The sequence below is a fragment of the Fodinibius sp. genome, from assembly GCF_034521915.1.
In the GTDB taxonomy this organism is placed as follows: domain Bacteria; phylum Bacteroidota; class Rhodothermia; order Balneolales; family Balneolaceae; genus Fodinibius.
Window position 1 is genome coordinate 25,646 of record NZ_JAXHLU010000014.1, and the last position, 25,438, is coordinate 51,083.

The 25,438-nt window shown below is 38.5% G+C and carries 30 protein-coding genes; 13 read left to right on the forward strand and 17 right to left on the reverse strand.

Annotated elements, in window-relative coordinates; genetic code table 11:
* Positions 1 to 24: 24 nt before the first annotated feature.
* From U5J89_RS09410 to U5J89_RS09450, 9 genes are all read left to right on the forward strand, one after another.
* Entirely contained in the window at positions 25 to 453 is a 429-nt protein-coding gene (locus U5J89_RS09410; RefSeq protein ID WP_322575367.1) for a hypothetical protein, read from the forward strand.
* A 207-nt stretch (positions 454 to 660) separates the two neighbouring features.
* The gene (locus tag U5J89_RS09415; RefSeq protein WP_322575368.1) at positions 661 to 1,074 is read left to right on the forward strand and encodes a hypothetical protein; all 414 of its coding nucleotides are present in this window, start codon (positions 661 to 663) and stop codon (positions 1,072 to 1,074) included.
* Between the two features lie 259 nt (positions 1,075 to 1,333).
* Positions 1,334 to 1,879, forward strand: coding sequence for a hypothetical protein (locus tag U5J89_RS09420; RefSeq protein ID WP_322575369.1), 546 nt, complete (start codon positions 1,334 to 1,336; stop codon positions 1,877 to 1,879).
* Positions 1,880 to 2,048: 169 nt separating this feature from the next.
* The gene (locus U5J89_RS09425; protein WP_322575370.1) at positions 2,049 to 2,423 is read left to right on the forward strand and encodes a hypothetical protein; all 375 of its coding nucleotides are present in this window, start codon (positions 2,049 to 2,051) and stop codon (positions 2,421 to 2,423) included.
* 150 nt (positions 2,424 to 2,573) lie between these two features.
* The gene (locus U5J89_RS09430; RefSeq protein ID WP_322575371.1) at positions 2,574 to 3,308 is read left to right on the forward strand and encodes a hypothetical protein; all 735 of its coding nucleotides are present in this window, start codon (positions 2,574 to 2,576) and stop codon (positions 3,306 to 3,308) included.
* Positions 3,309 to 3,477: 169 nt separating this feature from the next.
* Positions 3,478 to 4,020 carry a hypothetical protein gene (locus U5J89_RS09435; RefSeq protein WP_322575372.1) on the forward strand — a complete coding sequence of 181 codons (543 nt, stop codon included), beginning with the start codon at positions 3,478 to 3,480 and terminating at the stop codon, positions 4,018 to 4,020.
* 122 nt (positions 4,021 to 4,142) lie between these two features.
* The gene (locus U5J89_RS09440) at positions 4,143 to 5,240 is read left to right on the forward strand and encodes a hypothetical protein (RefSeq protein ID WP_322575373.1); all 1,098 of its coding nucleotides are present in this window, start codon (positions 4,143 to 4,145) and stop codon (positions 5,238 to 5,240) included.
* Positions 5,156 to 5,845 carry a TlpA disulfide reductase family protein gene (locus U5J89_RS09445; protein WP_322575374.1) on the forward strand — a complete coding sequence of 230 codons (690 nt, stop codon included), beginning with the start codon at positions 5,156 to 5,158 and terminating at the stop codon, positions 5,843 to 5,845. Before U5J89_RS09440 ends, U5J89_RS09445 begins: the two co-directional genes overlap by 85 nt.
* Before the next feature lie 262 nt (positions 5,846 to 6,107).
* Positions 6,108 to 6,770 (forward strand): hypothetical protein, encoded by a 663-nt coding sequence (locus tag U5J89_RS09450; RefSeq protein ID WP_322575375.1) that lies wholly within the window; start codon positions 6,108 to 6,110, stop codon positions 6,768 to 6,770.
* A 536-nt stretch (positions 6,771 to 7,306) separates the two neighbouring features.
* On the opposite strand, the gene U5J89_RS09455 is transcribed toward U5J89_RS09450, so the two are convergent.
* Complete coding sequence (locus tag U5J89_RS09455) at positions 7,307 to 7,831, reverse strand: ferritin (protein WP_322575376.1); 525 nt, start codon at positions 7,829 to 7,831, stop codon at positions 7,307 to 7,309.
* A gap of 332 nt (positions 7,832 to 8,163) precedes the next feature.
* Between U5J89_RS09455 and U5J89_RS09460 the strand changes: the two genes are divergently transcribed.
* The gene (locus U5J89_RS09460; protein ID WP_322575377.1) at positions 8,164 to 8,406 is read left to right on the forward strand and encodes a DUF6429 family protein; all 243 of its coding nucleotides are present in this window, start codon (positions 8,164 to 8,166) and stop codon (positions 8,404 to 8,406) included.
* Between the two features lie 65 nt (positions 8,407 to 8,471).
* Here U5J89_RS09460 and U5J89_RS09465 read toward each other — a convergent pair whose 3' ends face one another.
* From U5J89_RS09465 to U5J89_RS09510, 10 genes are all read right to left on the reverse strand, one after another.
* On the reverse strand, positions 8,472 to 9,452 hold the full coding sequence (locus U5J89_RS09465; RefSeq protein ID WP_322575378.1) for a nucleotidyl transferase AbiEii/AbiGii toxin family protein: 981 nt from the start codon (positions 9,450 to 9,452) through the stop codon (positions 8,472 to 8,474).
* Complete coding sequence (locus tag U5J89_RS09470; RefSeq protein ID WP_322575379.1) at positions 9,453 to 10,178, reverse strand: DUF6088 family protein; 726 nt, start codon at positions 10,176 to 10,178, stop codon at positions 9,453 to 9,455.
* Positions 10,179 to 10,375: 197 nt separating this feature from the next.
* Complete coding sequence (locus U5J89_RS09475) at positions 10,376 to 11,410, reverse strand: DUF4238 domain-containing protein (protein ID WP_322575380.1); 1,035 nt, start codon at positions 11,408 to 11,410, stop codon at positions 10,376 to 10,378.
* 237 nt (positions 11,411 to 11,647) lie between these two features.
* Positions 11,648 to 12,442, reverse strand: a complete 795-nt coding sequence (locus U5J89_RS09480; RefSeq protein ID WP_322575381.1) for a DUF4435 domain-containing protein — start codon at positions 12,440 to 12,442, stop codon at positions 11,648 to 11,650.
* Positions 12,402 to 13,625 carry an ATP-binding protein gene (locus U5J89_RS09485; RefSeq protein ID WP_322575382.1) on the reverse strand — a complete coding sequence of 408 codons (1,224 nt, stop codon included), beginning with the start codon at positions 13,623 to 13,625 and terminating at the stop codon, positions 12,402 to 12,404. The genes U5J89_RS09480 and U5J89_RS09485 overlap by 41 nt, the downstream gene beginning before the upstream one ends.
* 498 nt (positions 13,626 to 14,123) lie before the next feature.
* Positions 14,124 to 16,121 (reverse strand): Eco57I restriction-modification methylase domain-containing protein, encoded by a 1,998-nt coding sequence (locus U5J89_RS09490; protein WP_322575383.1) that lies wholly within the window; start codon positions 16,119 to 16,121, stop codon positions 14,124 to 14,126.
* A 601-nt stretch (positions 16,122 to 16,722) separates the two neighbouring features.
* Entirely contained in the window at positions 16,723 to 17,379 is a 657-nt protein-coding gene (locus tag U5J89_RS09495; RefSeq protein ID WP_322575384.1) for a hypothetical protein, read from the reverse strand.
* Between the two features lie 104 nt (positions 17,380 to 17,483).
* On the reverse strand, positions 17,484 to 18,293 hold the full coding sequence (locus U5J89_RS09500; protein WP_322575385.1) for an ImmA/IrrE family metallo-endopeptidase: 810 nt from the start codon (positions 18,291 to 18,293) through the stop codon (positions 17,484 to 17,486).
* Positions 18,268 to 18,606 carry a hypothetical protein gene (locus U5J89_RS09505; protein ID WP_322575386.1) on the reverse strand — a complete coding sequence of 113 codons (339 nt, stop codon included), beginning with the start codon at positions 18,604 to 18,606 and terminating at the stop codon, positions 18,268 to 18,270. Before U5J89_RS09505 ends, U5J89_RS09500 begins: the two co-directional genes overlap by 26 nt.
* Positions 18,606 to 19,244, reverse strand: a complete 639-nt coding sequence (locus U5J89_RS09510) for a hypothetical protein (protein ID WP_322575387.1) — start codon at positions 19,242 to 19,244, stop codon at positions 18,606 to 18,608. Before U5J89_RS09510 ends, U5J89_RS09505 begins: the two co-directional genes overlap by 1 nt.
* 88 nt (positions 19,245 to 19,332) lie before the next feature.
* Between U5J89_RS09510 and U5J89_RS09515 the strand changes: the two genes are divergently transcribed.
* Genes U5J89_RS09515 through U5J89_RS09525 form a run of 3 tightly spaced genes read left to right on the forward strand, consistent with a single transcriptional unit; the run spans position 19,333 to position 21,659 of the window.
* Positions 19,333 to 19,956 carry a hypothetical protein gene (locus tag U5J89_RS09515; RefSeq protein ID WP_322575388.1) on the forward strand — a complete coding sequence of 208 codons (624 nt, stop codon included), beginning with the start codon at positions 19,333 to 19,335 and terminating at the stop codon, positions 19,954 to 19,956.
* Positions 19,957 to 19,969: 13 nt separating this feature from the next.
* Positions 19,970 to 20,965 carry a cyclic GMP-AMP synthase DncV-like nucleotidyltransferase gene (locus U5J89_RS09520; RefSeq protein ID WP_322575389.1) on the forward strand — a complete coding sequence of 332 codons (996 nt, stop codon included), beginning with the start codon at positions 19,970 to 19,972 and terminating at the stop codon, positions 20,963 to 20,965.
* Between the two features lies 1 nt (position 20,966).
* Positions 20,967 to 21,659: a hypothetical protein gene (locus U5J89_RS09525; protein WP_322575390.1), complete on the forward strand. Its 693-nt coding sequence runs from the start codon at positions 20,967 to 20,969 to the stop codon at positions 21,657 to 21,659.
* Positions 21,660 to 21,662: 3 nt separating this feature from the next.
* On the opposite strand, the gene U5J89_RS09530 is transcribed toward U5J89_RS09525, so the two are convergent.
* The 6 genes from U5J89_RS09530 to U5J89_RS09555 form a co-directional block, all read right to left on the reverse strand.
* Positions 21,663 to 22,289: a hypothetical protein gene (locus U5J89_RS09530; protein WP_322575391.1), complete on the reverse strand. Its 627-nt coding sequence runs from the start codon at positions 22,287 to 22,289 to the stop codon at positions 21,663 to 21,665.
* A 426-nt stretch (positions 22,290 to 22,715) separates the two neighbouring features.
* A complete protein-coding gene (locus tag U5J89_RS09535) occupies positions 22,716 to 22,961 on the reverse strand; it encodes a hypothetical protein (RefSeq protein WP_322575392.1) in 246 nt (81 codons plus the stop codon).
* Positions 22,958 to 23,248 carry a hypothetical protein gene (locus tag U5J89_RS09540; protein ID WP_322575393.1) on the reverse strand — a complete coding sequence of 97 codons (291 nt, stop codon included), beginning with the start codon at positions 23,246 to 23,248 and terminating at the stop codon, positions 22,958 to 22,960. The genes U5J89_RS09535 and U5J89_RS09540 overlap by 4 nt, the downstream gene beginning before the upstream one ends.
* Before the next feature lie 22 nt (positions 23,249 to 23,270).
* Positions 23,271 to 23,498, reverse strand: coding sequence for a hypothetical protein (locus U5J89_RS09545; RefSeq protein ID WP_322575394.1), 228 nt, complete (start codon positions 23,496 to 23,498; stop codon positions 23,271 to 23,273).
* Between the two features lie 8 nt (positions 23,499 to 23,506).
* Positions 23,507 to 24,916, reverse strand: coding sequence for a hypothetical protein (locus U5J89_RS09550; RefSeq protein WP_322575395.1), 1,410 nt, complete (start codon positions 24,914 to 24,916; stop codon positions 23,507 to 23,509).
* A complete protein-coding gene (locus U5J89_RS09555) occupies positions 24,843 to 25,124 on the reverse strand; it encodes a hypothetical protein (RefSeq protein ID WP_322575396.1) in 282 nt (93 codons plus the stop codon). Before U5J89_RS09555 ends, U5J89_RS09550 begins: the two co-directional genes overlap by 74 nt.
* Between the last annotated feature and the right edge of the window lie 314 nt (positions 25,125 to 25,438).

The following is a 25,438-nucleotide window of genomic DNA, read 5'->3' on the forward strand; positions in this document are numbered from 1 at the left end:
TAATCTTAATTAAAATAAGTACAGATGTGGATCTATTATCTCCTAGAGCCAGCAACCTTACCTCTCCTTTTTGCAATCTGGATATTTTTTGATTCCCAACAACGGAATAATAATCGGGTCAAATGGACATTGGGAGCGTTTTTTCTTACCCCCTTTGTTGTACCCAATTACTTTGCAAAACGTAATCTAAAAGAAGGCGAAGTTAGAAAGGGTGGTAGAAATTGGCATCGGTGCAAGTATTTTACCTTGTATTGGACATTATTTATGGTACTGTTCACATTTTTTAGCCGATTAAGTGAGTTGCGTGTAATGCAACCAATTAGAGAGCAAGCTTTTGAATTGTTTGGCATTCTCATGCTCTGGATTATTCCTGCCGGCGTCGTTCTTCTTGTGGGAATTTTTCTAAAGAAACCTTCAAAAGTAGAAAAAGGACCAACCGGTTCTTTAGCATGAAAATAAAATCTAAAAGATCAAACCTACTCAAATTTACAGAGCTACCTAACCCGCGCATTAACGCGGACGTGCCTCGCCATCACTTGCCACATTTTTGGTTTTTTAACTTTCCGTTCATTATTTAAGTAATCAACATTACTTTGCACGCCGGTTATGCGCAATGTCGTTAGGTATAGTTAAACAAAACTAAAACTTTTCATGTCAATTATGAATACTTCATCAAGATTACTTTTTGCTCTAATCGTAGTTATTTTGCTCATCAGCTGTTCATCTTCTTCTACTTCTGGAGATAGTAAATTAGATCCGGGTACGTTCGTAGCTAAAACGACAGGTGCTATTGAAAATGAATTTGATGGGGAAGCTAAGTTCACTTTTCAAACTCTTAATGATTCGTTAAAACAATTCCGCTTGAGCTTAACTGGTGGAAAAAGAACCTCTTCAGCTGACAGTTCTTTTGCAAGTAATTATGGTCTCTTATTGGTTACGCCTATGACTTCTTCAAATACGTTGTACCTTGATAATTCTGATTCTAATAGTCTCTATGTGGTTCCAAATAGTTTAGAAATAATGTTTATTCGTTATGGTTCAATAAGCTATTCACAGAGCAAAGTGCTAATTTAATATCAGGAACACTAGAAGTAAGTAATTTACCTTCAGGTTCAGAAAAAGTATTGGTAGAAGGAGATTTTAAAGCACAAAAAACAGATGATCCGTTAAACTTTTGACACTATACCTAACCAGCGCATTAAGTGGGACGTGCCTCGCCAATTCTTGCCAACATCTCTTTTTATAGTTACAATTTCATTTGTAAACAATTTCAACACATTGGCGCACGCCCCTTATGCGCAATGTCGTTAGCACTCAAACTTCATTTCATCCAATGATCGCTAAAGTTACATCAATTATTCTAACTATTGTTTGCTGTGCCTGTTCTCCTATTTTTGGTCAATCCTCTCAGCAGGCTCCTGAAGATAACATAAATTGGTTCCTATCAGGTGGAATCGGTACTGGTACAAAATCACTTGCCCTAAATGCTGGTCTATATGTGTTTCCCTACAAAAGACTTGCCCTCGCAGCAAAATATAATCTGAGTTCAGAAGTCTACCTATGGGGGCGTCCAGATGCTTCAGAATCTAGCTATAGTTTCTTAATTGGATTAGCTGACAATAAATTTCAACCTCGCTTCATTCTCCTAGCAGGTTATAGTAGAGTTTTAGTTGTTCAAACCTATGAAACGGCCGATCAAGATGGGTCGTATTTTGAAAGCAAGGAGAGTATAACGAATGGCATTGGAGTAAACCTTAAAGCTGTATTATCAAAAGCTGACCATTTCGGACTTTCCGTAAATGCTTTTGGAAATTATAATCCAATTCAACCCTATGCAGGTATAACCATAAATCTAAATATTGGCCTACTCAGAGATTAGTTTGGTGCTAACCCGCGCATTAACTCGGACGGGCCTCGCCATCACTTGCCAGATTTTGGCTTTTTAGCTTTCCGTTCATTATTTATCTAATCAACATCTACTTTGCACGCCGGTTAAGCGCAAGGTCGTTAGGTAGCTTCACAAATTTTAATTAAAAAGTTTTCAAAGAATGGCTACATCAGAAATCATCAAAGAGTTTTTTGAAGAGCGATTTAACAATACTTCTCAATTTTTTCTATACAAAGATAAACAGCTTTTGAAAAATGGTCAGTATGAAGAGTACGCCAAGGAGCAAATAAATAAAGCTAAAAAAATATTTTGGTCTATCGCTTGGGCTGTATTCTTTTGCTCTTGGTATGGAATCATAAGTTTTATTGAATATGGCGCTCAACCTAATTGGTTTGATTTAATATTGGGGGTTTTTGCTTGGATAGCTCTTGTTGTCATTCTGCTTTATTCCGCAAGAGAATATTACACTATAAGAAGCTCAATGGAATTATTTATAAAACTGCTAGATAATCAAGAAAGTGAATCAGCTACCTAACCCGCGCATTAACGCGGACACACCTCGCCAATTCTTTGCCGCCCTTGGTTTTAAAACTCATCTTTCGTTAGTTGCTAAATAAAACAGAATTGCGTGTGCCGGTTATGCGCAAGGTCGTTATATTTCTTTCTTTTAACTAATTTCAAAATTATGCGACTTTTTCATCAATGGAGTAAATTCTTTGCAATATTAATCACATTATTGTTTGTATCTCTTGCCTCTGCATATGCTCAGGTGACGTTAGAAACAGGATTATCAATTGGTTTCAACAGGCATACCTTTAACGTTGATAACAGTAATGGAATTCTTCAACCAGGATTAGGTTTAGCCTCGACTTATGGACTTCCGATTATTTTAAGAAAGAATAATTGGGAATTACATACTGGTATTTTTGCGAATGACTTATCACAATCCTATTACTTTAATACATCCAGCAATAATTCTTTTGGCCAAAGATCTTTTTCAAGTGGTTTAGAAACCTACAAGATTCCTATTCATTTTGGTCGAAATGTAGAATGGACTGAAAAAGTCAGTCTATCACCACAAATAGGTTTCGCTTGGCTTACAAGTCGCCGAACTGGCTATTTAGGCAGTGTAGAAGGTAGCTATATCACGCCCTCTGAACGTATTGATTATTCTGCTGAAAATAGTTCTGTAAGTAAAAATAAGTTTTTTGCCGAAGCAGGTCTGGATGCTAATATTGCTTTGTATAGGAAAATAGATTTAACGATTGGTGCTCAATATTCCTTGGGGTTACAAAAGATTGAACAAATGGATGTTTCATATCAAATTAACCAGGGGCGTACTTACACTGGAACAGTTTATTCGAAAGGTTCGGGTTGGAAATTTAATGTTGGCATCAAATTTCCTTTAGCTGCATGGTAACACAAAATCATAGAAATATAACCCGCGCATTAACGCGGACGCGCCTCGCCTATTCTTTGCCAGCTTTTTGGTTTTTCAACTCTTCGTTCGTTATTTAGCAATCAACAATATTTTCGCGCGCTCCTTAAGCGCAATGTCGTTAGGTACACCAACTCAAAACTCAACTTTTATGAAGAAACTATTTTCATCACTGTTCATCTTTTTTCTAACAATTTCATCAAGTTTTGCCCAAACTTCGTTTTTTGGTGGTTTAAATGTTGCTGGTTCAACAAATGTAGGTTTTTGGGGACTTAATCCTACTGCAGAAGTTGAACAAAAAATCTTCGGAAATCTAAATGCAGATTTTAGATTAAATGGATTCGTTGATCTCGGCCCAAATGAAAATATTCCTGGAGTCAATACTAAAGATTATCATCGAAGTATTTATTCTGATCTAGGACTAAATTTTAAACTCATTGACAGAAAAGTTGATTGGAGTATTGGCGCTGGTGGATCTTATCGTATTGGTACTGAAAAGTTTGTAGATGAAGTTGGATACAATGGGAATACCTTAGTTCACTACGACACTAGAAAAATTAATTTTTCAGGTTTTGGCATTTTTGTAAAAAATACGATCGGATTTGGAAAAAATGTCAGTTTAAATCTGACTGTTTACAGATTCAATTTTTGGGGCGAATACATGAGTGTTGGTCCTTCATTTAAAATTAATTAAATCAGTTGGGTACCTAACCCGCCCATTAACGCGGACAGGCCTCGCCATCTGGTTGCCTCCCTTTCATTTATTAGTTAATCTTTCGTTTTATAATTAATTCGACGCTCCGGTGCCTGCTGGTTATGCGCCATGTCGTTGTATTTCTTTCAAAATTTAGAATTCATCAAATGCTTTCAAGACGATTACTACCAATATTTTGCTCATTGTTCTTGTTGATAGGATGTATTCAAAATTCGAATAATTCTCCTACAGTTACAGCAACAGTAACTGATCAAAACGGCAAAACCCTATCACATTTTAGTCTTCAATTAATTAAAGCTGCTAAAACATGGACGGGGAAACCTTATAAAGCTCAGGCAAACAAGGGTGATAACACTATAAACTTGCCTCTTCCTGAAGGACAACCCGTTGTTTTAAAATTTGCAGCTCCAGGATATCAACCTCTATATACTTTCATAAATCCAGTAAAAAATGATGTTGAAATTTCTGCGCAACTTGGTGCTCCAACAAAGGTTCCAAATACCCAGCCAAGAGTAGTCGGGGATTTTAATGATTTTGACTCACGATCTGGTAAATTAATGTTGAAAGATAATAATGGCATATGGAAAGCAGAGATTGAATCAAATAAAGATACACTCCGGTATGCCATAAATCGTTATATCATGGGTGGAAACATTACTGGCACATCAGGAGAGATAACTTTTCAGAAAGAAAGTCAAGGAGTTGAAACATCCTATGTTAACACCATAGTCAAATCATCAGATGATAGTCTTTTCCACATTCAATTTGATCCATCAGCTTATCAAGAAATTGTTAACTCTGCCAAACCGGAAGTCCAATTTTTAAATGATGTCCATAAAAGTGTGGAGGGAGTCGCTAACGTTTATACCCTCATGATTGAAGAATACTGGAATATGGTAACTAACCGAGGTTTAGCCCACATGAAGGGTGAAAAATCTTCTGATTATGATTATTCCGAATTCCTCGATAAAATCAACATAATTGAAGATGAATTCGCTGACAGTTCTGTTTCAAAAGCTATTGACATCGCAAAGTTTCGACTTCTAGAATCAGAGTCTATTTCAGTTTCAAAAGCGGAGTCTTTCCTACAAGAACTATCTCCTGATTCTCCTCTTTGGATTATGCATTTTCCCGTTTTAACAAGTGCAGTAAACCGAGCAGGATTAAAAGTAACATCGATGTTCTTACGAAGATTATAAATAAAACCCCCTTTGAGGCACTTCGAGGTGAAGCGTTATATAATCGCCTTCGCTATTATCATGAAAAAGATAAAAAAGAAGAGTGGCACTCAGATTTTACACAACTCGTATCAAACCATCCTGAACATTTTCGGACAGCCTATGTATACGACAGATACGCTCCTGAACAACCTATCAAAAAAGGGGAACCTCTTATATACGACAGCTTTAATGGATTGAAAGAGGGTGAAACAATTTCGTTATCTGAAATTAAAGAATCCTACCTTTTAATTGATTTTTGGGCAACTTGGTGCGGACCTTGTATAGAATCACTACCTGCATTGAAAGAAACATATCAAGAGTTCAGAGAATCTGACTTTGCCATACTAAGTATCTCTTTAGACGAAAATCCAGAACAAGTTGTAAGATTTCGCGAAAATGAAATGGCAATGCCCTGGTATCATGCTTATGAAAAGCGTGGAAGTAAAAAAGTGCGGGAAATGGGTATTGTTGGAATACCATATTATCTGCTATTGGGACCTGAGCGAAAAGTTATTACAAAAGACCAATCCAAGCTTAAGGGCGATAGTCTTGCAATAACTTTGCAAAAATATTTGACCCAATAACAGAACAAAAAAGAAATATAACCAGCGCTTCAAGTGTGACAGGCCTCGCCGTTGGTTGCTTGCAGAAAGTTTTATAACTAAAATTATACTACTAAATAATTCACATTAGTCCGCCTGTACCTTAAGCGCAATATCGTTATATGGCTAAGTACATATCAACGATGTTTTGCATAAGTATTGGTGTTATGACATTGTTGTGCGCAATTAACTTAATCATAAAAATAAGGTGGCATAATCAAAGTAATTGAAATCAGATGTGTTTATGTATGAAATCACGTTAATTGCTACCGCTCATAAAGAACGCGGCATTTGTAACTCGAATGAATTGTACAAAATTATTGAACAAATTAGTCCTGAAATAATTTTTGAAGAACTTACTTCCGACAAATTTACCACAATTTATGAAGGGTCGCACACTGGTAACCTAGAAACAAATACAATCAAACGGTATTTGCAAAAACATCCTATTGCTCATTTTCCGGTGGGCTTAGCCGTAAATGAATTAATTGACGTGCGTCGTTTTAAGAATGATGTTGATAAAATGACTTCCGTATTCAACCAATTCAATGAATACCAAGATTTATATAACCAACATGAAATATGGTCACAGCTATTAGGTTTTCCATATCTGAACAGCAACCGATGTGGAGAATTATTTGAACGATTGCATGCTTTAGAAGCGGATATAGTGAAAATGAAAAATCGTGAAAAATTGTCCCAAATGTTTAAAGACTGGTTGGATATTCAGGACAGACGAGAAAACGAGATAATTAAGAATATTTATAATTATAGCGACCAGAATAAGTACAATAAAGCATTAATTCTTGTAGGGGCAGCGCACAGAAAACCAATAATTGACAAATTGCCAACTTTTGAAAAGAAAAATAAATTAGCTCTTAACTGGAATCTCAATTATTTTGATTGATCTCCATACCACAAGGAAAATCGCCATATAACCCGCCTTTAGATTACTCCTAAGAAAAAATGACTTACTTTGGTGGTATAAAACCGCTACTGGACCCGCCGGGGTGACCTAGATAACCCGCTAGCTTTCGAGCTATCATGCGTATGAGTCCCCGGCGGACACCTAAAGAAAGCTGAATCTGCCGCCACCAACCTTCCGTTTGAAGGAATGTCTGCTAATTAAAAGTACCAGTCAATACCAAGTACTTTTAACATAGGATGTCGTTAGGTGGCTTTGTCAAATCTTACCGTTTAAAATAGCAGAGCTGCTAAAAATTGTTATCCCATTTAATGCTGATGTTGCTAACGTATCTTCACATGTGCCATTCCACGGCGTATCAGCCAGTGATTTAACGGAAAAGCAACTACGGTTTTACCCGATTCAGCTTTGATTGAATTATATTAGTGCTTCTAAAAACAATTTTAAAGTCAAATAGATCCCCCCTTAAATCAGGGGGGCATTTACAACCAACTCAACTAATAATAGGTTGGTTATATTTAGTTTTCGCTTTGCTCTGCTTCTTTTCCATTCTGGCCTTGTCTTTCTCCCATCTCGCGATCCAGTAAGTACATTCCAGAACCGTCTTCTCCAACTAATTTTAGTTTATCAATAATATCTTGCACCATCTCTTCTTCCTCTACCTGTTCATCAATAAACCAAAGTAATAAACTTTCGAGCGGATAATCGTCTTCCTCTCTGGCAAGCTTATACATCTTGTGGATACGTTTCGTAATATGCTGCTCCTGTTCAAGAGCCAATTCGAACGCTTTCCGCGGAGAATCAAATTGCACTTTTGGTTTTTCAATATCTTGTAATATTGGTCGCCCTTCTCTTTGAATCAGGTGATTATAGAACTTCATGGCATGTTCTATTTCCTCTTGCCACTGGGCTTTCAGCCAGCTTGCAAAGCCACTAAGGTTTTTTTCTTCAAACCACGCCGACATTGCCAAATAAGCATACGCCGACTGAAACTCTTCTTGAATCTGATTGTTTATTTCTTCTTCTATATTTGGCTTAATCATAGTATTAAGTATTTAATTTCAATTATTGGCTGATTTTTTTATCTGTTACCAACATACCATTATGCTACTAAATTGTCCCATATATACTTATTATTAAATACATTGTGCAACTCTATTGAAAAGGGCATGTTTAATCTCAGGCATTAAAAATGCCTACTTCCACTTCCAAAAGTCCAGCCACCTAATCTCGCCTTTAGATTACTCTTCTTGGTTTGATTTGTTATTTCGAATTGAACCCTTGCAGTTCATCCCTTCTATTTCAAAATTGGTTTCGGGCTAATTTTTGTGGTAACAGGTGACCACAGTAAACCGAAATCTAAATTTTACGACAGATGGAATACGATAAAGATAAAGTTGACGAGGTGGTACTGGCGCTTCTGTGGCTTACCATGTTTGAAGACAAATTTGGCACCCGAGCTTGGAAAGGGCACAGCTGGGAGCATCTGGATCGACTATATGAAAAGGGCTTTATTGACAATCCTAAATCGAAGGCTAAATCTGTAGTGATCACAGAAGAAGGCGAAAAGCGGTCAAAAGAGTTGTTCGATAAGTATTTTGGAATAGAATCGGAGTAAGTTGAACTCTTTTTAAGGCTGGTGTTGTATTGATTGGATATATTCAGCCTGGTTAGTTGTAATCCCTACCCAAGCTCCCAATCGATAGCTTTAAGTCGTTCGGCAACCCTTTTAATATCTTGAAGTACAGCATCATCTTCCGGGAGCTCACCAATAACAAGTTCCTTAAAAGTGCCGTTATAAACAGGTTTGATCTTATCCCAGGTTTCTTCCGGTTTGTCAAAAAGTAGGGCTGAGGCAGGATGCTCATACAGCCAGTCGTATTGATCGCCGTAACTTTCGATATCATCAGATCCGACTTTAAGCAGCATCTCATCCAGCTTTTGGCTTTCAAAGAAGTCTTGAATGGCGGGTTGCTTTAACAGCATGTGAATATCATAGGTATGCCGGACTTTATTTCCGAGATCCTCATACGGGTTTTCGGCATGTGAAAACCGGACCAGCGACATTATTTTTTCGCAAAAGGTCCGTTCGATTCGCAGGACTTTCACTGGGAAGGGGGCTAAGCCATATTTGGGGATTAATGCTTCCTGGCCTCTCGCTTTCATCATATCGGCAATAAAAGAATGAATTTCTACTTTTTCGTGAGGCTCGAAATGTCCCAGCCTTGAAACCTCAACAATGATTTTATCGCGGACCTGGCCATAAGCCTGGCCGTATTCATGTTTCGCATACTCGTAGGCTACTTTTCTGTTTTTCCCACGCTTCATGGTGATTCCCGGTAATTCCACTTCCTCTAAATCAGTATTATCGACTACTTTGCTAACGTCCCGGACTCTTTTGTCCATTTGGTTGTTGGAGAGCTCCGGATCTTCTAACACCACAAGATCTATATCCTCCGAAAACCGGTTGATCGCCTGGTAACATTTGGAAAGGGAGGTGCCTCCCTTAAATACGGCAACGTCTTTCATGTCGGAATGAAAGATGGCGTGAAGGGCATAGGTTACCCAGTAGTCTTTCTCGATATAGATTTCCCGAATATTCTTATGGTCGGCTGTAGCCCTTATGGCATCCCTAAAAATTTCGCTGTCTTCGTGTAGATTCATCTAAACAATATTCCAGTTTTGGGCTGTGGGCAAGCTACTGCTAAGACTACCGAACTCATAACTCGACAGGGGATTCAAGCTATTCTTCAATTTAGGGAAGGCGCTATTGAACTCCTGGTCGGTAAGCAAGGCTCCCAGCAGCGCACGCACGCGGGGTGGATATTGCAGGGCATAGGTAATCAGCTTATTTCTATCACGATCACTCAAATCACGTATGCGGCCTTGAAGTTGCCCGATAGCATTATCGATATCCAGGTCCGGGATTTTCTTGAAATCCTTTATGGCATCCAGGATCTCCAAGAAACGGATGTTTTCGTCCGTAGGATCCACATAGCTTTTGACCGATTTTACTTTCAGGTTATCGATCTCTGTATTGATCCTTTTTTTATTGCAGGCCAGGGTAATGGTTTTGGGAACCTGGGTCGTAAGCCCCATCCGATTGTACAGGGACAAGCCGGTGATATAAGCAATGCGATTGTCGCCTTCGTACATATAGGGTTTTAGCAGCTGCTCTTCATTAGGCTTTAAATCGCCAAACACCGACTTCTTGGGCTTGTAGAACAGCCCTTTGGAAATCCTTTTTACTACATCGTTGGATATCAACCGCTCGATGGCCTTGGTAGCAGCCACGTATTCGCTATTATCTATGCCAAGCTGGTCATATTTAAAGGTCGTTCCTTCGTCAAAGGAAGAAATTTTATCTTTTATTCGTTTTGCAGTACTCATAATGCTACGTGTTATGCTAATGGCCTTTCAACAGCTTGTATTAATATAGCATTTAATCGGTAGATATGTCAAGTTTTTTACGTTTTTTACTTGACATATTGGAATGTTATAGTTTGGCTATTTTAAAAGAGGGTAAACTTTTGGCTTAACGAGAGATGCCCGTAGATAAGGAGGTTAGGAGTAAAAGCGCATGGCTATTATTCGGTAAAAATATCAAATGCTAATTCTTCAACCTCTTCTTTTGTTAGTAGGTTAGCATCGCTACCTATTAAATTCTGATACTTAAACATTTTTGAATTCTTATTTGCCGTAATAAAATACTCCAATGAATTACGAGCAATAATATCGGGGATAGACTCCTTAGGATTAAAATGCTCTCCCCCTAATAAAAGTTTATTAGGAGATAGTGGAAGTAGTACTGCTTTTAGTTCGACAGTTTTATCTATAAAAGTTGTATATCCCTCTTCGCCAGCTATTTTAAATAATACAGGAGCATCTCCTTGAATTAATTCCTCATTTTCAAATTCAATTATGCGATAACTAAAATCTTCATAGATATCTTTTCTTACTTCTGGAGCAATTGTCTTCTTTAAAATATCTACATGACCTGATTTAACAAGAGACTTTATTTTTTCTTTTGAAAGCTCAGCACTCATTTTCTTCGCAATTTCGGGCAGAAAAGGTCTGACCTTATCTATCATCTCTCCAAGATTTGAAGAATACATTTTCAAGAGGAATCCTGCATTTTTCCTATCATACCCGGTATCTTGAACTAAACGATCGACTAACTCTTTATAGATATATGAGTCTGAATTAACAGCCTGCCTTTTTGCATAATTTAGAAATAAATCTTCATCTGTAATAAAATCGTTAAGTTGCCTGACCAACATTTCAGATATTTTTTGAAAGTTTAACCAAGGTGTCTGGTCCGTAACTTCAAGATGTGCAATAAGCTCAGGAATCAATGGTGCTTTAACAGTAGTAGGCGATTCTTCCCTAAGAAAATGTAATAATTCACCAAACTCCGACTCAGCGTCTGTGATTAGATCATCAGCAGTAGAATCATCCCCAAAAGTATAAAAGTCACCTTCTACACCAATATTTTTAATATTGGGATTAAATGGCTCTCCTTCTTTCCTAAAAACCCAAGTATAAATTTCTTCACCTTCAGAATGACTTGCAAACCCCTTTTGAAGGAACTGAGGAATAAAATGTTGTCGACTACCAGACATTTATACTTTAAATCTTTTCAGTATTTTAGGTTTGGCATTAAAAGATATTATCTGTTGATGAAAGTAAATTTGTTAATTTTCCTAGAAATCATCTCAATTGAAATATCTCTTTGTGCGACTCCCTCTTTAACTCTTTTATGATATGATGGGATTGTATGTTTCGCATTTATGACTCTTCATTAAACTTAAAATTAAAGTAGATATTTAATCCATTTTCCGGAGAAGACATCAAAAAAATCAGCTCTCAGAAACTTGTTTCAAAACTTGAACAGATTCGTTGGGTATGAAGGGATAAGATCTGCACATTATTCCAATCAATTTTTCAACAAGTTCTCCATTATTTTTAAAGCTATTTAAAGCCGGGAATACTTCTTTATATTTTTCTTCTAGAGAATGCCCGTTTTCTAACAAAAAATATTTAGGTAAAGAGACTTTTTTTCCATTCAAATATTCTACTTCCAATCTTTCTGACATATCTGAATTCTGAAAAGAATCTTGAAATTTACTTTCAACCCAACTACTTATTTCTTCCAAGCGTTGAACCGATTCTGTTCCTAATAAATACTGATTATAATGTTCAGCAAAGCCCAATTCATCCCTTACATTATGGGGATTACCCATTTCTAAGAATAAACTGACTAAATAAAATGGATCGAAAAAAAAGTTTTCTATGCTGTACCTATAGTTCTTGCCATGTACCAGGACATGATCTTTATTGTCATTGGTTTTATCCCAATCAATAATACCAAAACAGCTATTATTTCCCCCCTTTCTTAATTGATTAACTATATTAATTACCTCATTACAATTACCTTTACCAGAGGAATTTGAAACAAAGTATAACTTATTCTCAAGTTCCTTTTCTTGAATAAGTTTGTCGGCCAACATTTGATAATATTTTCTATCCGTTGGGCTTTCAACAAATACTTGTTTGTGATTTTTGTAGTCAATACTAAGGGTAGGTATATATTCTGTTAATAATGCAAGCGCATCATCCTTTTGTATTTTTTTTAAGCTCAGTCTCAGGTTCATTTGATAATTGATAAACTGATTCCTCAGGTGTTAAAGCTATTGTAGAGGGAGAATGGGTTGTCATTATAATTTTTATCCCATAATCCCTGACAAAAGTTTCATTTAATACATCAATTAATAGTTTCGACATTTCAGGATGTAAATGAGCATCTGGTTCATCTAAAACTATTAAATCGGGGTACTCAAGCTTTTCTTCGTAAAATTCACTTGTGAAAAGCTTAATAATCAAACCAATTATCACCTCCTCTCCTGATGATAAATCAGAAAATCTTATAGAGGTATCGCTTGATTTTTTTCGAAAAGTGAATTCAACTGTACTATCCGGAGAAAAATCCTCTAAACTTATCCCTTCGAAGTAATAATTAATTTCATGTTCTTCTAAAATCTGATTTATAATTTCCCAAGGTGGATTGTTTTGTTTAACAAATTCAGAATCTGATACAGCAGTTTTATCCCATCCATACTTCTTTCCCCTCAAGTATTCTATCTCATTTAGATATCTTCTTTTAGCATATGCGTAAAAAATATCTTGCAACCGAGAATTGAATAGATCATTAATATCAAAAAAACGTTCTGGCAGTGGTGTGTTTGTAAAGTAGGTTGGTTTAACTTCACTTAGTTTACAATCTCTTATTTGACAAATCTTCTTTAAAACTATTATTAGGTCCCTATATCTAGAAAATAATTTTTTAATTTCTTGGGTAATCCTATCATCAGTTTGATTATTTCTTAACCTTGCATGATTACTTTCTTTTATAACCTGTATTAAATAAGACTTGGAAAACTTCTCATCACACTCAGAGAAGAGTTCGATCAATGACTCAGCTTCTTGAATATCATCAAAACTAACACCTTCTTTTATAACTAAAGAAATTAGCTCTTTTGCATTATCTCCCAGTTCAGAAAATTTGTCTGAAAAAGGCTTCATTTGTTGACTCCAACGATCAGCTCCAACTCTAGGAGTATATGAAGAACTTATACCCTCAATTTGAATTGAAGAGATATTAGAACCTACCTGAAGCTTATTACCATCTTGTAAATTGTTCTGACTTTTATTTTCAAATAATTTTACGAGCTGGGTTTTACCACTTCCATTCTTACCGGTTATTACAGTAAATTCATTTAATTCATCACTTTCGAAACTTTTAAGTGATTTGTACTCTCCTTCAAATTTTATCCGCATTCTTGTAACTAACTTTTAATTATCAATTCCTAATTTACACTCTCTTCCACAATCCCAATCTCCTCCTCACTCAGTCCATAAAGCTCATAGACAAGTTGGTCTATTTCTTCCTCCATCTCACTGGTGTCAGCATCAGGATCTTTTTCTTTGGCCGTAAGAATTTGATCAACTTCACTTTTGATTTTTTTATAGGAACTACTTGCATTACTTACAGGAATTGGTAAATCTCTTATTTCATAGACGAGTAGCTTGGAAAGAATCTTTATGGCTATTAGACTGAAGATATATTATGGTAAAATGCAAATGAGCTTTGAATTTAAATTTCCAACAAATATTCAATTGGTATATCAGATGAGTCTTTATTCTTATACCATCAACTGAGTTTGTAAAAACAAAATCTTCATCCGAAATAGACGCTTGAATTCTTCCACCAGTGGTAATTTCTCTTACAACTATTACTCTGCTATCTTTGAATCCAATCTTCATCCAGTGGCCGACTTACCCAAGGTCCATAATGCTAAGGTATTTATCTTTAAAGTTAATCTCATATCTATCTATATCTCTGCCGCCAATTACTTTTAGATATGTATCATTTTCTTTTTCGTTACTATGAAAAATTTTATTTTTAGAAGCTGATGGTTTTTGTGGTGGAGTTCCTTTTCCTTTCTCATATACTTTGACGCCCCATACAACCTCTGCAATATCATCTAATCTTTTGGTATTATTTTGAATTTTCTTGATTAAACGAAGTTCAAAACGGGATAGATGAATAGGAAATATTTTATGTGATTCCTCAACAAAGTCTTTAGTTTCAAATTTCTTTACATCATCTATATTCTTAATATGGTTGACTATAAACTCTTGTGCGGGAATAGCTTTTTGATATAACAAGATTAATGTTTCAACTACGGCATCTTCAAATGTATTTTTGGGACACACTGTAACCTTTTTTATTCGTAACTCATTGAGAATAAATTCACGAAAACTCTGATCATATTTAGCCCCAATCCAACTTGTAAGTATAATAAAGCTACAGTATGAGTTAGTATTTAATATTGATTTAGATAGTTCAACAAAGATGGAAAAACTATTTATCTGATAGTCTGAGGTTTTAAATTTTTCCCGTAAAAAAGTATCCAGTTTACCAGTAAATAAAGTACCATAAGGCGGGTTCCCAATCACAGCATCAAAGCCGGTAAAATTCCCATCCTCGTCCAGTACTTCGGGGAACTCGAACCGCCATTCAAAGGCTTGATCGAAGAAGGTGGCATTTTCGAGTTCTTCGAGTTCGTCTTCAAGCTTGGCAATCTTTTTCTTGGTCTTTTTGATTTTCTTCTGCTCTTTCTTGCTCTTCTTATCGCCTTCAAACAGGTCCAGCTTGGCCTCTTCTTTGACCAGGAGTTCTCGCTGTTTCTTCAGCTTCTGTCGGACGGGATGCAGTTCTTTGAGTCCCACCGAAAAGCTTTCTTTGATAGAGTTAATCTGCTCTTTTAGTGCTCGCTTGTCCGCCTGGTCGCCGGTTTCCTTATAGCTGCGTACGGCCTGTTTGTATTCCTCAATCGTCAGATCATCGTTGTTGGCCAGAATTTGGGAAAGATCGGCATCCAGATCGAAGCGGCTTACCAGCGAGTTGCCCTGTTTGATGTTGATATCAATATTGGGCAGAACTTCCAGCTGTTGAAAGTCCGTACTTTCCTTGTAGTAGGCATGTTTGAGCAGCTCAATCCACAGGCGCAGGCGGCAAATATTGACCGAGTTGGGATTGATGTCCACCCCAAACAGGCAGTTTTCAATGAGGATATTCTTTTCCCGGAACAGGGCTTTCTGCAGGCGCTGGGTGTCGGGGCCGACCGTACGTTCAATGGTACCATTTTCTTTCCACTCCGAATGCACCCGGTATTCGAAAAAGGGATCTTGTCCCACCGCAATGCTAAGCTCGTCATTGTCCACGCTGATCTCCACATCCCGAATGCGGTGGTTATCCTCATCCACAAAAATGCGGAGATCACTTTTCACAGCTATCAACTCATTCAAGGCCGAAACCAAAAAGTGTCCGGATCCTACGGCCGGATCACAAATGGTGATACTATTTACAACCTCGTTGGCCTTATCGTACGGAACTTCATGGCGGGATATCTTGGCGGCTACATCATCAATGGTCTCGCATTCCCAATCATCGTAGGTCTCATTAAACTTTTGTACCACCGCCCGACGAATGGTTTCCCGGCACATATATTCGGTAATATAACCGGGCGTAAAAAACGAGCCATCTTTATAGCCATTGATCTTTTCAAAGATGCGTCCCAGTACCGAGGCGTTAATGAGTGTCTTGGCCTCTTTCTGGACTTCGGCCGTGCCTTCGGTATTAAAGTTGTAGGCATCGAGAAAGCGCAGCAGGTATTCGAGAGCAGATAGTTTTTCTCCCTTGAGGCGGTCCCCGTCACGGTTTCGGATTTTACTTCGGTTATACACCGGCATTTCAAGTCCGTCTTCCAAAGCTCGAGATACGGATGGCGTCTTGCCTCAATATCTGCTACATCAAACAACGAACTATTCAAGTAGGGGATATGCCCAAAATGCTTGTTGATGCGCTCGGAACGATCCTCCACAGGCACGGCCAATACCTGGAAAAAGAGTTTGTTGAGCCCATCATATTCTTTAATGTCGCGATGGCTTAAAAAGCGAAACCGATCATCTTCTCGGTGATATTTGTAGAGCTGGGCTTCCAGCAGTTTCAAAAAGAGAATACGGTTAATCCAGGTGATCAACAGCTGGATAGCCACATTAAATAGCTGCTCGTCTTCATCGTCTCCAAACTCTTTTCGATTCGGTAGCCGCGACAATACATTCAGACTTTTTAGCTGGGTGATGGTATTTTCAATCAGAGAAGCGTGCTGGCGCTTTTCCTCATCCAGCCGGGTAATATAATGGGTGCCTTTCTCTTTATATTCTTTGAGTCCCATGATATAGAGCAGCTCGCGGTAAAACGCCTTGTTGAGTTCATTGCTGTCGCTGGCAAAGGGTTGCTTTGAGCAGGTGCGTAGGCGTAAACAGTTTAAATACTGGAACTAACTTTTTCTGCTCGTCGCGACTGAGCTCATCCTTTTCCAGCAGTCTTCGATACCTGCTCCAGATCTAATTCTGCTGCCTTAATGTTTGCATCAAGCTCATCCACAAATTCCGAGAGATGATCATAGATAAACTGCGTGCGGGAGCTTACTTTTTGTCCCTGTTTCCACTCTTCATACCAGCCGGTCAGCTTCTTCGACTCATGAAAATGACGTTCAAAATCCTGGGCATCGAAGACATACCAGCTGTACACATCGGTAATGATGATGTGTTTGATATCTTCGTTGCCGTTATCGATACGTTCCCGAAGATAGTAGAGAATGGATTCGTGAAAAGCCTTACGGTTCAGATCTTCCCCGGTAATCATTTCCGAACTGTTGGACGGGCGCTTGGCTTCGATGATCACCCCAACATTCGACTTCCGGGTTTTGCCATTATGGATGGCCAAGTCCTGGCGCTCCTTGGTGTTGATGTAGTGGTCTTCCTCAAAATTGGTGTTGCTGAAGAAGGGTTTGATCAAATTCTTCAGGTGTTCCTCGGATTCGCCTTCCTCGACGGCATCATCGGCCTGATTCAATAGCTTCAACAGCCGCTGGCGAAAGGTTTCGAACTGGGTCTCGGTGATCGACTCTTGTAGAAATGCATTGTCAACAGCTCGTCTTGGGGATATCGTCTCTATCTGCATCAGTATATTGTTAAAAAACCAACTTTTTGTTTGACCTCATTCTAAGAACTGGGAGGGGAACAAGCAAAAAAGGTGGAGGAGATAATTCAAAAAGAACTTTTAATTTATTCAAACCAGATTAGACTAATAGCAAAATCATATAAATCTGAATAAAAACACTGTTCATACATTTGATATTCAGGAGCTCCCTCTCTTAAGTAAAACCAATCTTCAATATCTACTGGTTCTACCCCTGTATATTTACTATCTGCTTTTCTGTAAAATTCTCCTGCTACGGTAGTAGGAGGTAGTTCGCCGCCAACCTCGAATTTAAATTTTAGATAGGGGAAGTCATCGCTCTTGCAAAACCATTTAACTTCATTTTTACTGCTAAACACGGCTAGTATTTCATGGGTACCTATCTCTGCAAATCGAATGACAGCTGAGGTAAGACTTACTTGGAAATCATCTGAGACCTGTTCTATAATTTCAAGTGAGAATTCTCTTCCTCCCGTAAAGTCTCTTAACCTTTTTCGAGGCATTAAGAGAGAAGCAGCAAATACATCTGCTTCTTGCTCAATTCGTTCTGAATGTACTAAGGATAAATTGGATGGATGGGGAGATATTAAGCCTCGTTTTAATCCTTGTCTATGTGGTTCAATGAAATAATGTCCTAACTCATGAGCTAAAGTAAAACGTCCTCTTTTTGTAGTAGGCAGATTACCCTTTGTCTCGTTTAGGTGGATGTGAAACTGTGGTTGATCCCATATCAACATACCATCAAAATGATCTTCGTAATTACCAATGTGGAGGTTTAATTCTTCATCCTCGATGATCTTCAGAAGGTCTGTAACGTTCTCCTTATGAAAGTTTTCCGCTAGAGACTTAGTATGTTTGTCAATCAGTTGTTTAGTTTTCGGATTTATCTCCACCATTATTTTTATGTTTCTTCTTCATCTTTTCAATAATATGTTCTGGCAGTTCTTCAGACTTTCTGGCAGCCATTCTTAGGTCTGAATAGTCTTCCTTTAGATCCTTTGAAACTTGCAAATTAAGGGGTTTTCGCTCCCTTGAATTGTCTAGTATTTCAAAAGGATCCACCTGTTCATCTTTTGTATCTCTTTCGACTTCTGGATACAGTTTATTTAATCGTGATAACTCAATTTGTGTTCGGGGAAATAAATATCCAGTTGAACATAGCCATTCGGTTATATTTTCTAGTGTTATGTTGATTTTGTCTTTGGCCATTATCCTATCCTCTTATCTACAGCTTCAAAAGCCTCTTTTTTATAAACTCTGATTGAGCTTTGAGTAAGGTCTAAATCTTCCCGTAGTTTTTTTAATAATTCCCGCGGGAGCTTAAAACCCTCTTCCTCATAGGCACTATAGGTTAGAAAGATTATTTTATGTTTTTGTGTTAAATGTTCCAGTGCTTTATCAAGCCTTTTCTCTGCTTCCTGCAGAGCTTTCAACTCTTCTGTGGTGTAGCTTTTATCTTCATCAATAAGAGAGGTTCTTATTTTTTCATCTCCTTCATAGGGATAATCTTTTTTATTGTATGACCGCTTCAATTCATTCCGTGCAATTCTATACAGATATAGTATGAAGCATTCAGCGATATCTTTAACTCGGCACTTTGATTTAGAAAAGGTTGGGTATTTCCAGAATCGTTCAAATGTTCTGTTAGCAAGTTCAATAGCATCATCATCAGTGTAGTCCCACTTCCGACAAACAATAGTACATTTGTCGATTATATCAGCTCTGAAGCGAAAAGTTAAAGTAGTAAAAGCAGCTCTTGCCACTTCTTCATAGTCGGGATCTTCTTTGAATTTGACGAATTCAATCAAATCCTCCGTAGTCTCATTTTTTAACTCTTTCCAGTTCATTTCCTCCCTTGTATTTAACTATACCGAAAACCGTTAGTTAACGGTTTAGGTAATGTAAGTGAAAGCTCAACGTAAAAAATTTTGACTAATGAAATTATCCTTCAGGTATTATAAAACAAAAACATTAATAGTGACAATTTTGGCCTTGGCATTCGGAATTGATTTAGGCTTTGAAGTGATTCGGGGCTATCTACATCAGAGTGGTGAATTTGTACTTAGAGCTCCAACTAATACTGCAATAATCGCCAGTTTACTAGTTTTCTATGATAAGTATTTATGGAAATACCCATTACTCAATAAGCTCGTCAGAGTACCAAACCTAAATGGTAGATATACCGGATACATCGAGTACGAGAGAAATGGCAAGAAAAATAGAATGGATACGGTTGTAGAGGTTATTCAAACGGCATCTAAAATTCAGATAAATACTTATTTCAATAGTAAGAACCATGAAAATACTTATTCAAAAAGTCTTGTCGAGGATATAAAAGCAGAAAATGGACACTATGCTATTTACTTCTTCTACTTTAATTCTGGTACGAATATTAACGATTACCTGGATTGTCATGAGGGAGCAAATAAACTCAAGGTCCTTATGAATGGCAATGAACCCAGAAAATTAACTGGCAATTATTTTACAAACCGCCAAGAGCAAACAAGAGGCAAAATCGAAGTAAATTTTGAATCAACAGACCTAAAACACGAATTCTAAACGATATATAACCATGGCAAACTGCGCTGACTTATTATACGAATTTGATTCCACAATAAGGTTGACCAAAGCTAGAAAAGATAGCTTGAAAACTTCCCGTAACGATCTTCGGAAAAAAATACGCAAGTATTTTTCTGAAAAAAGATCGGATGAAATTACTCCCAAATTCTCCGGTCAAGGTTCAATGGAGACTGATACTATTGTAAACCCGATACCTCGGATAGAAGAGATCGATGGTGAAGAACAAACATTATATAAGTACGATATTGATGATGGTATTTATTTTATCGGGGATGAATCAGAAGAAGAAAGAAAAACTATTCAGACCCATCATAATTGGATCTGTGAGGCTGTAGATGGACATACTTCTCAAAACCCAATAGATAAAAATACTTGTGTTCGTGTTGTTTTTTCTGATGGGCATCATATTGACTTGCCTATTTACTATAAAAAAGATGGTACTCCGGAGCTTGCTCATAAGGCAAAAGGTTGGATTTTTAGTGATCCTAAAGAATTTATTGAGTGGTTTGAGGAACAGGTTGGTGACAATGAACAGCTTGTAAGGCTCATTAGATACTTAAAAGCGTGGTGTGACTATAGAGAGTTTAGTAACTCATCGATAAAGATGCCCAGTGGGTTTATTATGACAATTCTTGCGATTAATAATTACTACAGCCATGAACGTGATGATATTGCCTTAAAAGAGACTCTAATCAATATTCAGGCAGAGTTGTTTAGGGAATTTAAATGCGAGCGACCAACTACACCGAAGGGGGAAGACTTATTTGAGGATTATGCTCACAAAGAGTATTTCATGAACATGGTTGCGAATTTCATTAAACGCGCCAAGAAAGCACTTCGAGAGAAAAATCAAAAAGAAGCCTGCAAATACTGGCAGAAGATTTTCGGCGATAGGTTTTCATGCAGTAATGCTAAAGATGAAAACAAGAAGAGAAAATCGGGTACATTAGCAGCTGGGGCTGCCTCCTCAAACCCATGGGCAAAGTAAAATGGGAGAAGGATATTCTACTTTTGTTGATCAATTGGATTCCGCTACAGAGAAGTATCCTCAACTTAAGATAGTTTCTGAGAATGGAGAAAAGTTTCTCCGAGGAAATTTAGAGATTATAGATGAGGAGGGGAAACAGTGGGAGTTATATCAAGTGGAAATAAAATTTAAGGAGGGATTTCCTCATCGGTTCCCTAAAGTATTTGAAACAAGTGATAAAGTCCCCAAAATTGCCGATTGGCATATTTATAAGGATGAATCTTGTTGTATAGACGTAGACCCATCAGAAATAATTAAATGTAGAGACGGTATAACTTTAATAGGTTTTATAGATCATGAATTGTTGCCATATCTGTTTAATCAAACCCACCGAAGAGTTGAGGGATATTATGTTAATTCAGGTTATTCTCATGGTTGGATTGGAGTTTACGAGTTTTATTCTGGAAAACTTGAGACTGGTAATAATGTGCGAAAAACGCTGTCTTTAATTCAGTATATAGCAAATAATTCTAGGTTAAACCGCAGCAATAAATGCTTTTGTGGTAGTAACAACTTGTTTAGAAACTGCCATATGGAAGCGTTTGATGAGTTAAAGAAACTGGATCGAGTTACCTTATTGGAACACATGGAAATTATATATCAACAAAGCGGAATAAAAAATATTGATCGTTTTAAAAGTACTTATCATTTATAATTATTAGTCCTTCAAAATTATAGGCAGGGTCTTTATGCCAATCTGTTTAGCCACAAAATAGGTCGAATTCCCATCGATTATATCAAAAAGACCTTTTTCTGTTGCATTTGGTCTAATAGAAATAGGTTTTCGTCTGGGTATTATTCCCTGGTAGGCTTGTCTCATGTAGATAAATCCATTGGCAATTCCTTTTGGACGTTTTCTTGTCGGGCGAAGCCAGTTAATAGGTATGATGGCAGTAGCTTCATCCATATCGAAGAAACGATCTAGACGATTGGGATCCAGGCAGAACATACGCTGGTAATTCTGGAGGTACGTCCCAACTTGTCCCATATCGAGCCAACCGGTCAGCGGGACCTCAAAATCATCTTCATTTATATAATTCACCTGAATGAGTTGCCCCGTTTCATCTATAGATAGATGAAGTTCGTTGAAATCATGATACTGGCGATTGATTTCATCTACTTTTGCTGTCAGATGCTCAATTGATATAGATGATTTTGCCACCTTTTGTCCGGTAATAGCCATTTCATCTATACGGTTAGACGTTTTCGGCCATGGGGATTCTCCCTGAATAGTCTGAATGATTTTATCCACTTCCGACTTGCGGCATAGCTTAACGGCTGTCACGTCCGGTTACTTTCATTTCGACCGTAACTGCGCGACGGTTATCAGTTTGCGATAGCCACACCGGTAAAAGGTAGTGCGGGAAATGCGTCCCAGCTGCTCACACATGTAGCTGATTGTCTTCGCCAATGGTCATGAATTGTTCATTGTTGGATTGCATGTTGCCTGTCGAATTGGTTGGTATTTTTGAAGATTTTCAAAATTAGACATAGTCTTTCTTATTTTCTTAGACGGCCAGGGTTAAGTGTAGTAAAAACTATCGAGTTAAGTGTCTAAGAAATCGGCAAAGATTCATCTTAGATATCTTAGACCGATCTTAGACGTTCTTAGTCGTTTCTTACGTGGTTTTCTTACATATATTATTATTTACTAACTAACTATTATTATTATACTTATAGGGTGTTGATTTTGGTGAGAAATGGAACGGTTCTAAGAAAATAAGACGCTGTTTTTGAAATTCTTAGATAATCTTAGATTTTTCCAGTTTAGTAAGTTTAAAATGGTGGCAGATATTATTGGTGCTTGTATCGTATATCGGTCGTCGGCTGGTGGGCTTGTTCTTTCATCATGATTGTTCGCTTCTTCTCGTTTGCCAAAGGCCCGCAGCCAGGCTGGCGTTAGGTGTTTTCGGGGAATGCGGTAGCCGTGCCGACTTTCTTTAACGGTTCCTTTCATTGGATCCTCGTAGCTGTAATAATTCGTTTTGGCTTTTCCGTGTAGATGTCCAGAGCTTCGATTTCTTCCCGGACAATATCCTGGCTGATATACTCGCGTCCCTTGTTATAGTTGGTATACGCATCCCAGATGCCACTCCAGTACATCACGAGTCCATTTTTGCTGTTCCAGCCATAATAGCGTTTTGGGAGCTGGCCATTTTCATTGATGATTTCGATGTTAGCCAGGAATTGTTGTAGTGGTGTTTGCTGGATTTCGCGTTCGGCCGAATTTGCTAAAAACTCCACGCTATAGCGAAAGATTTCAGAGTTAATCGCGACTCTCTTTTATTAGGTTCTGCATCTGGTGCAGGTCCGGTTCGTTTACCTTGGCTTTTTCTTGAGCTGATTGTTCAACAAGTTCAGCGAACTGAACATCACTGGGCCGACAGACAAACAGGTCGACAGTAATAAGAGCTGCCATATTTTCGATTTGACGGTCTTTAATCTGGAAACGAACACCTTCCTGGTCACTTCTTCGTTCCAGTTCCTGTTCCACCGCTTCGGTCAGCAGACGTTTCGTCCAGAGCAGTTCGCTTTTGAACAGCTCACGGTTGAAATCATTAAACTTGTACAGCAGAGGACAGGAACAGGCGCTGCATTTCCTTTTTGTGAGTTATCGAACCACCAAAGGTTATCCACTGAGCCTCGTTTGTCTTTGGCATATTCGATCATGATACACCGCGAGCGGAAGTGATCTTCGGTCGGTTTATAGTTGGAGATAAACATCAGCTGCGACCGGACGGGGCTCCAGGCGTTCTTAGATCGATCATGTGAAGCACTTACCCCACGTTGCCGGAGTTCGTACCACATGTTAAATACCTGTGGCGTGATTTTGCCTTTACCGGGCACAAACTCATCCATAATTACCGGAATCTTGCTGTGGTTGGCCAACTTGTTCTCAGCAGATTTTAGCGTAGGGTTGGAATCCACGTCCGTAAACGATTGGCCAAAGAAATTGAGCATGATCTGTGAGAGCTGTCCTTTTCCCGTCGAGGGTTCCCCAAACAGGTACAGAAAGACCACATGTTTAAAGACGTCATAGACCTCATCAAAGAATAGAAACGAGAGCATGTAGGAGAAGATCAGATACCCTTCCGCCTTTTTCTCGGGCTGTTGTCCGGCGATGAGCTCTCCAAATTTATCGCGAACCGTGTCGGTGAAATAGTGGAGCTCTTTACCGGTAAAAAGATGATGTTCCTCATTACTGTAGAATCCATCGGCCGCCGGGGATAAATCTAACAGCGGTGATGGTTCAATGCGGCCCGGTTTTACGTAGAAGGTAGTGTCGGCAGCTACCATGGGGAATAGGCCGGATTCCCGGTCAGGAGCGATCATATACTGCGGTTGGTGAAGGTGATCGTCAGGTATCGTGATGAGGGCATTGCGCGTCAGATAGAACTTGTAGCCATGGTGCTCGACAAAGCCATAGTAGTTAAATTCATACACCGTTTGCGGCTGCCACCGGTTGCACAGGAAGCTCATAAAGAACAGGATCTCATCATCAGACTTAAACCGTGCCGATTGGTAAGAGTGCTTAAAGATCTGAATCTGAAAGGCTTTCTTTGACAGCAGGTCTTCCGGCTCCAGGACAAAAAGCTCGCTTTGGGTAAGGGTTCGCGTTTCCGGAGTCAGCCAGCTCACCTGGCATTCATACAGCGTCGAATCCCACTTTAAGGTCTCGGGATTGTAGCGGATAATCTTGGAATGTATCTCGATATCAAAGCTGCCTATTTTGCGACTGGTGCCATCAGTTTCATTGCGGTACCAACCAAAATCCAGGGGGTCGGAGCTGTCTACATATTCAAACGGTTCTTTTTGCGTATCAGAGGCGGCTGATGGTTCATACTCGGTTGGTTGTTGCCGGTTGTTTGGCGATAGGAGTGTTAGGGGCTCTTCCCGGGGTTTGCTGCTCATTTATTTGTCGTTGAGATATTAAAATTTTGTGTTCGCTCACATGGTTGAGCTTATAGAGATCGTTACCGTAGCCGTAGATAACCCACAGCTCATATCCTTCTACGATTTGGGTTTCGATCATTCGTACGGTTTCTTGTCGTTGTTTCCCTTCATGATCAATGAATGCAATACGATCACCGAGGGTATAGCGGGTGCGTATGGTGGCCATCGTTATGTGACTTGGTTAGTGGATAGTCGAATCCCTTTGGTTTTACTGAGGGCTTCTATGGAAAGGTCGAACTCCCTGGTAAGCTGGCAGGTCAATGTCTGCTCCGAAATACCTAATGCTTGCTCCATGTTGCATAAGCGATCGTCGGAAATGTAGTAGGGTTTCTTGAACCATTGACGAAAGGTATTGAGCTTTATTTTGGGGTAAAGAGTCCGACGAAACTCATCAATGGTGTCGTATTGATCGATTATTTCACCTTTGATGATACTTAGCCGCAGCCTGTTTATGTCATATTTGGTTATAGCTGGATGCAC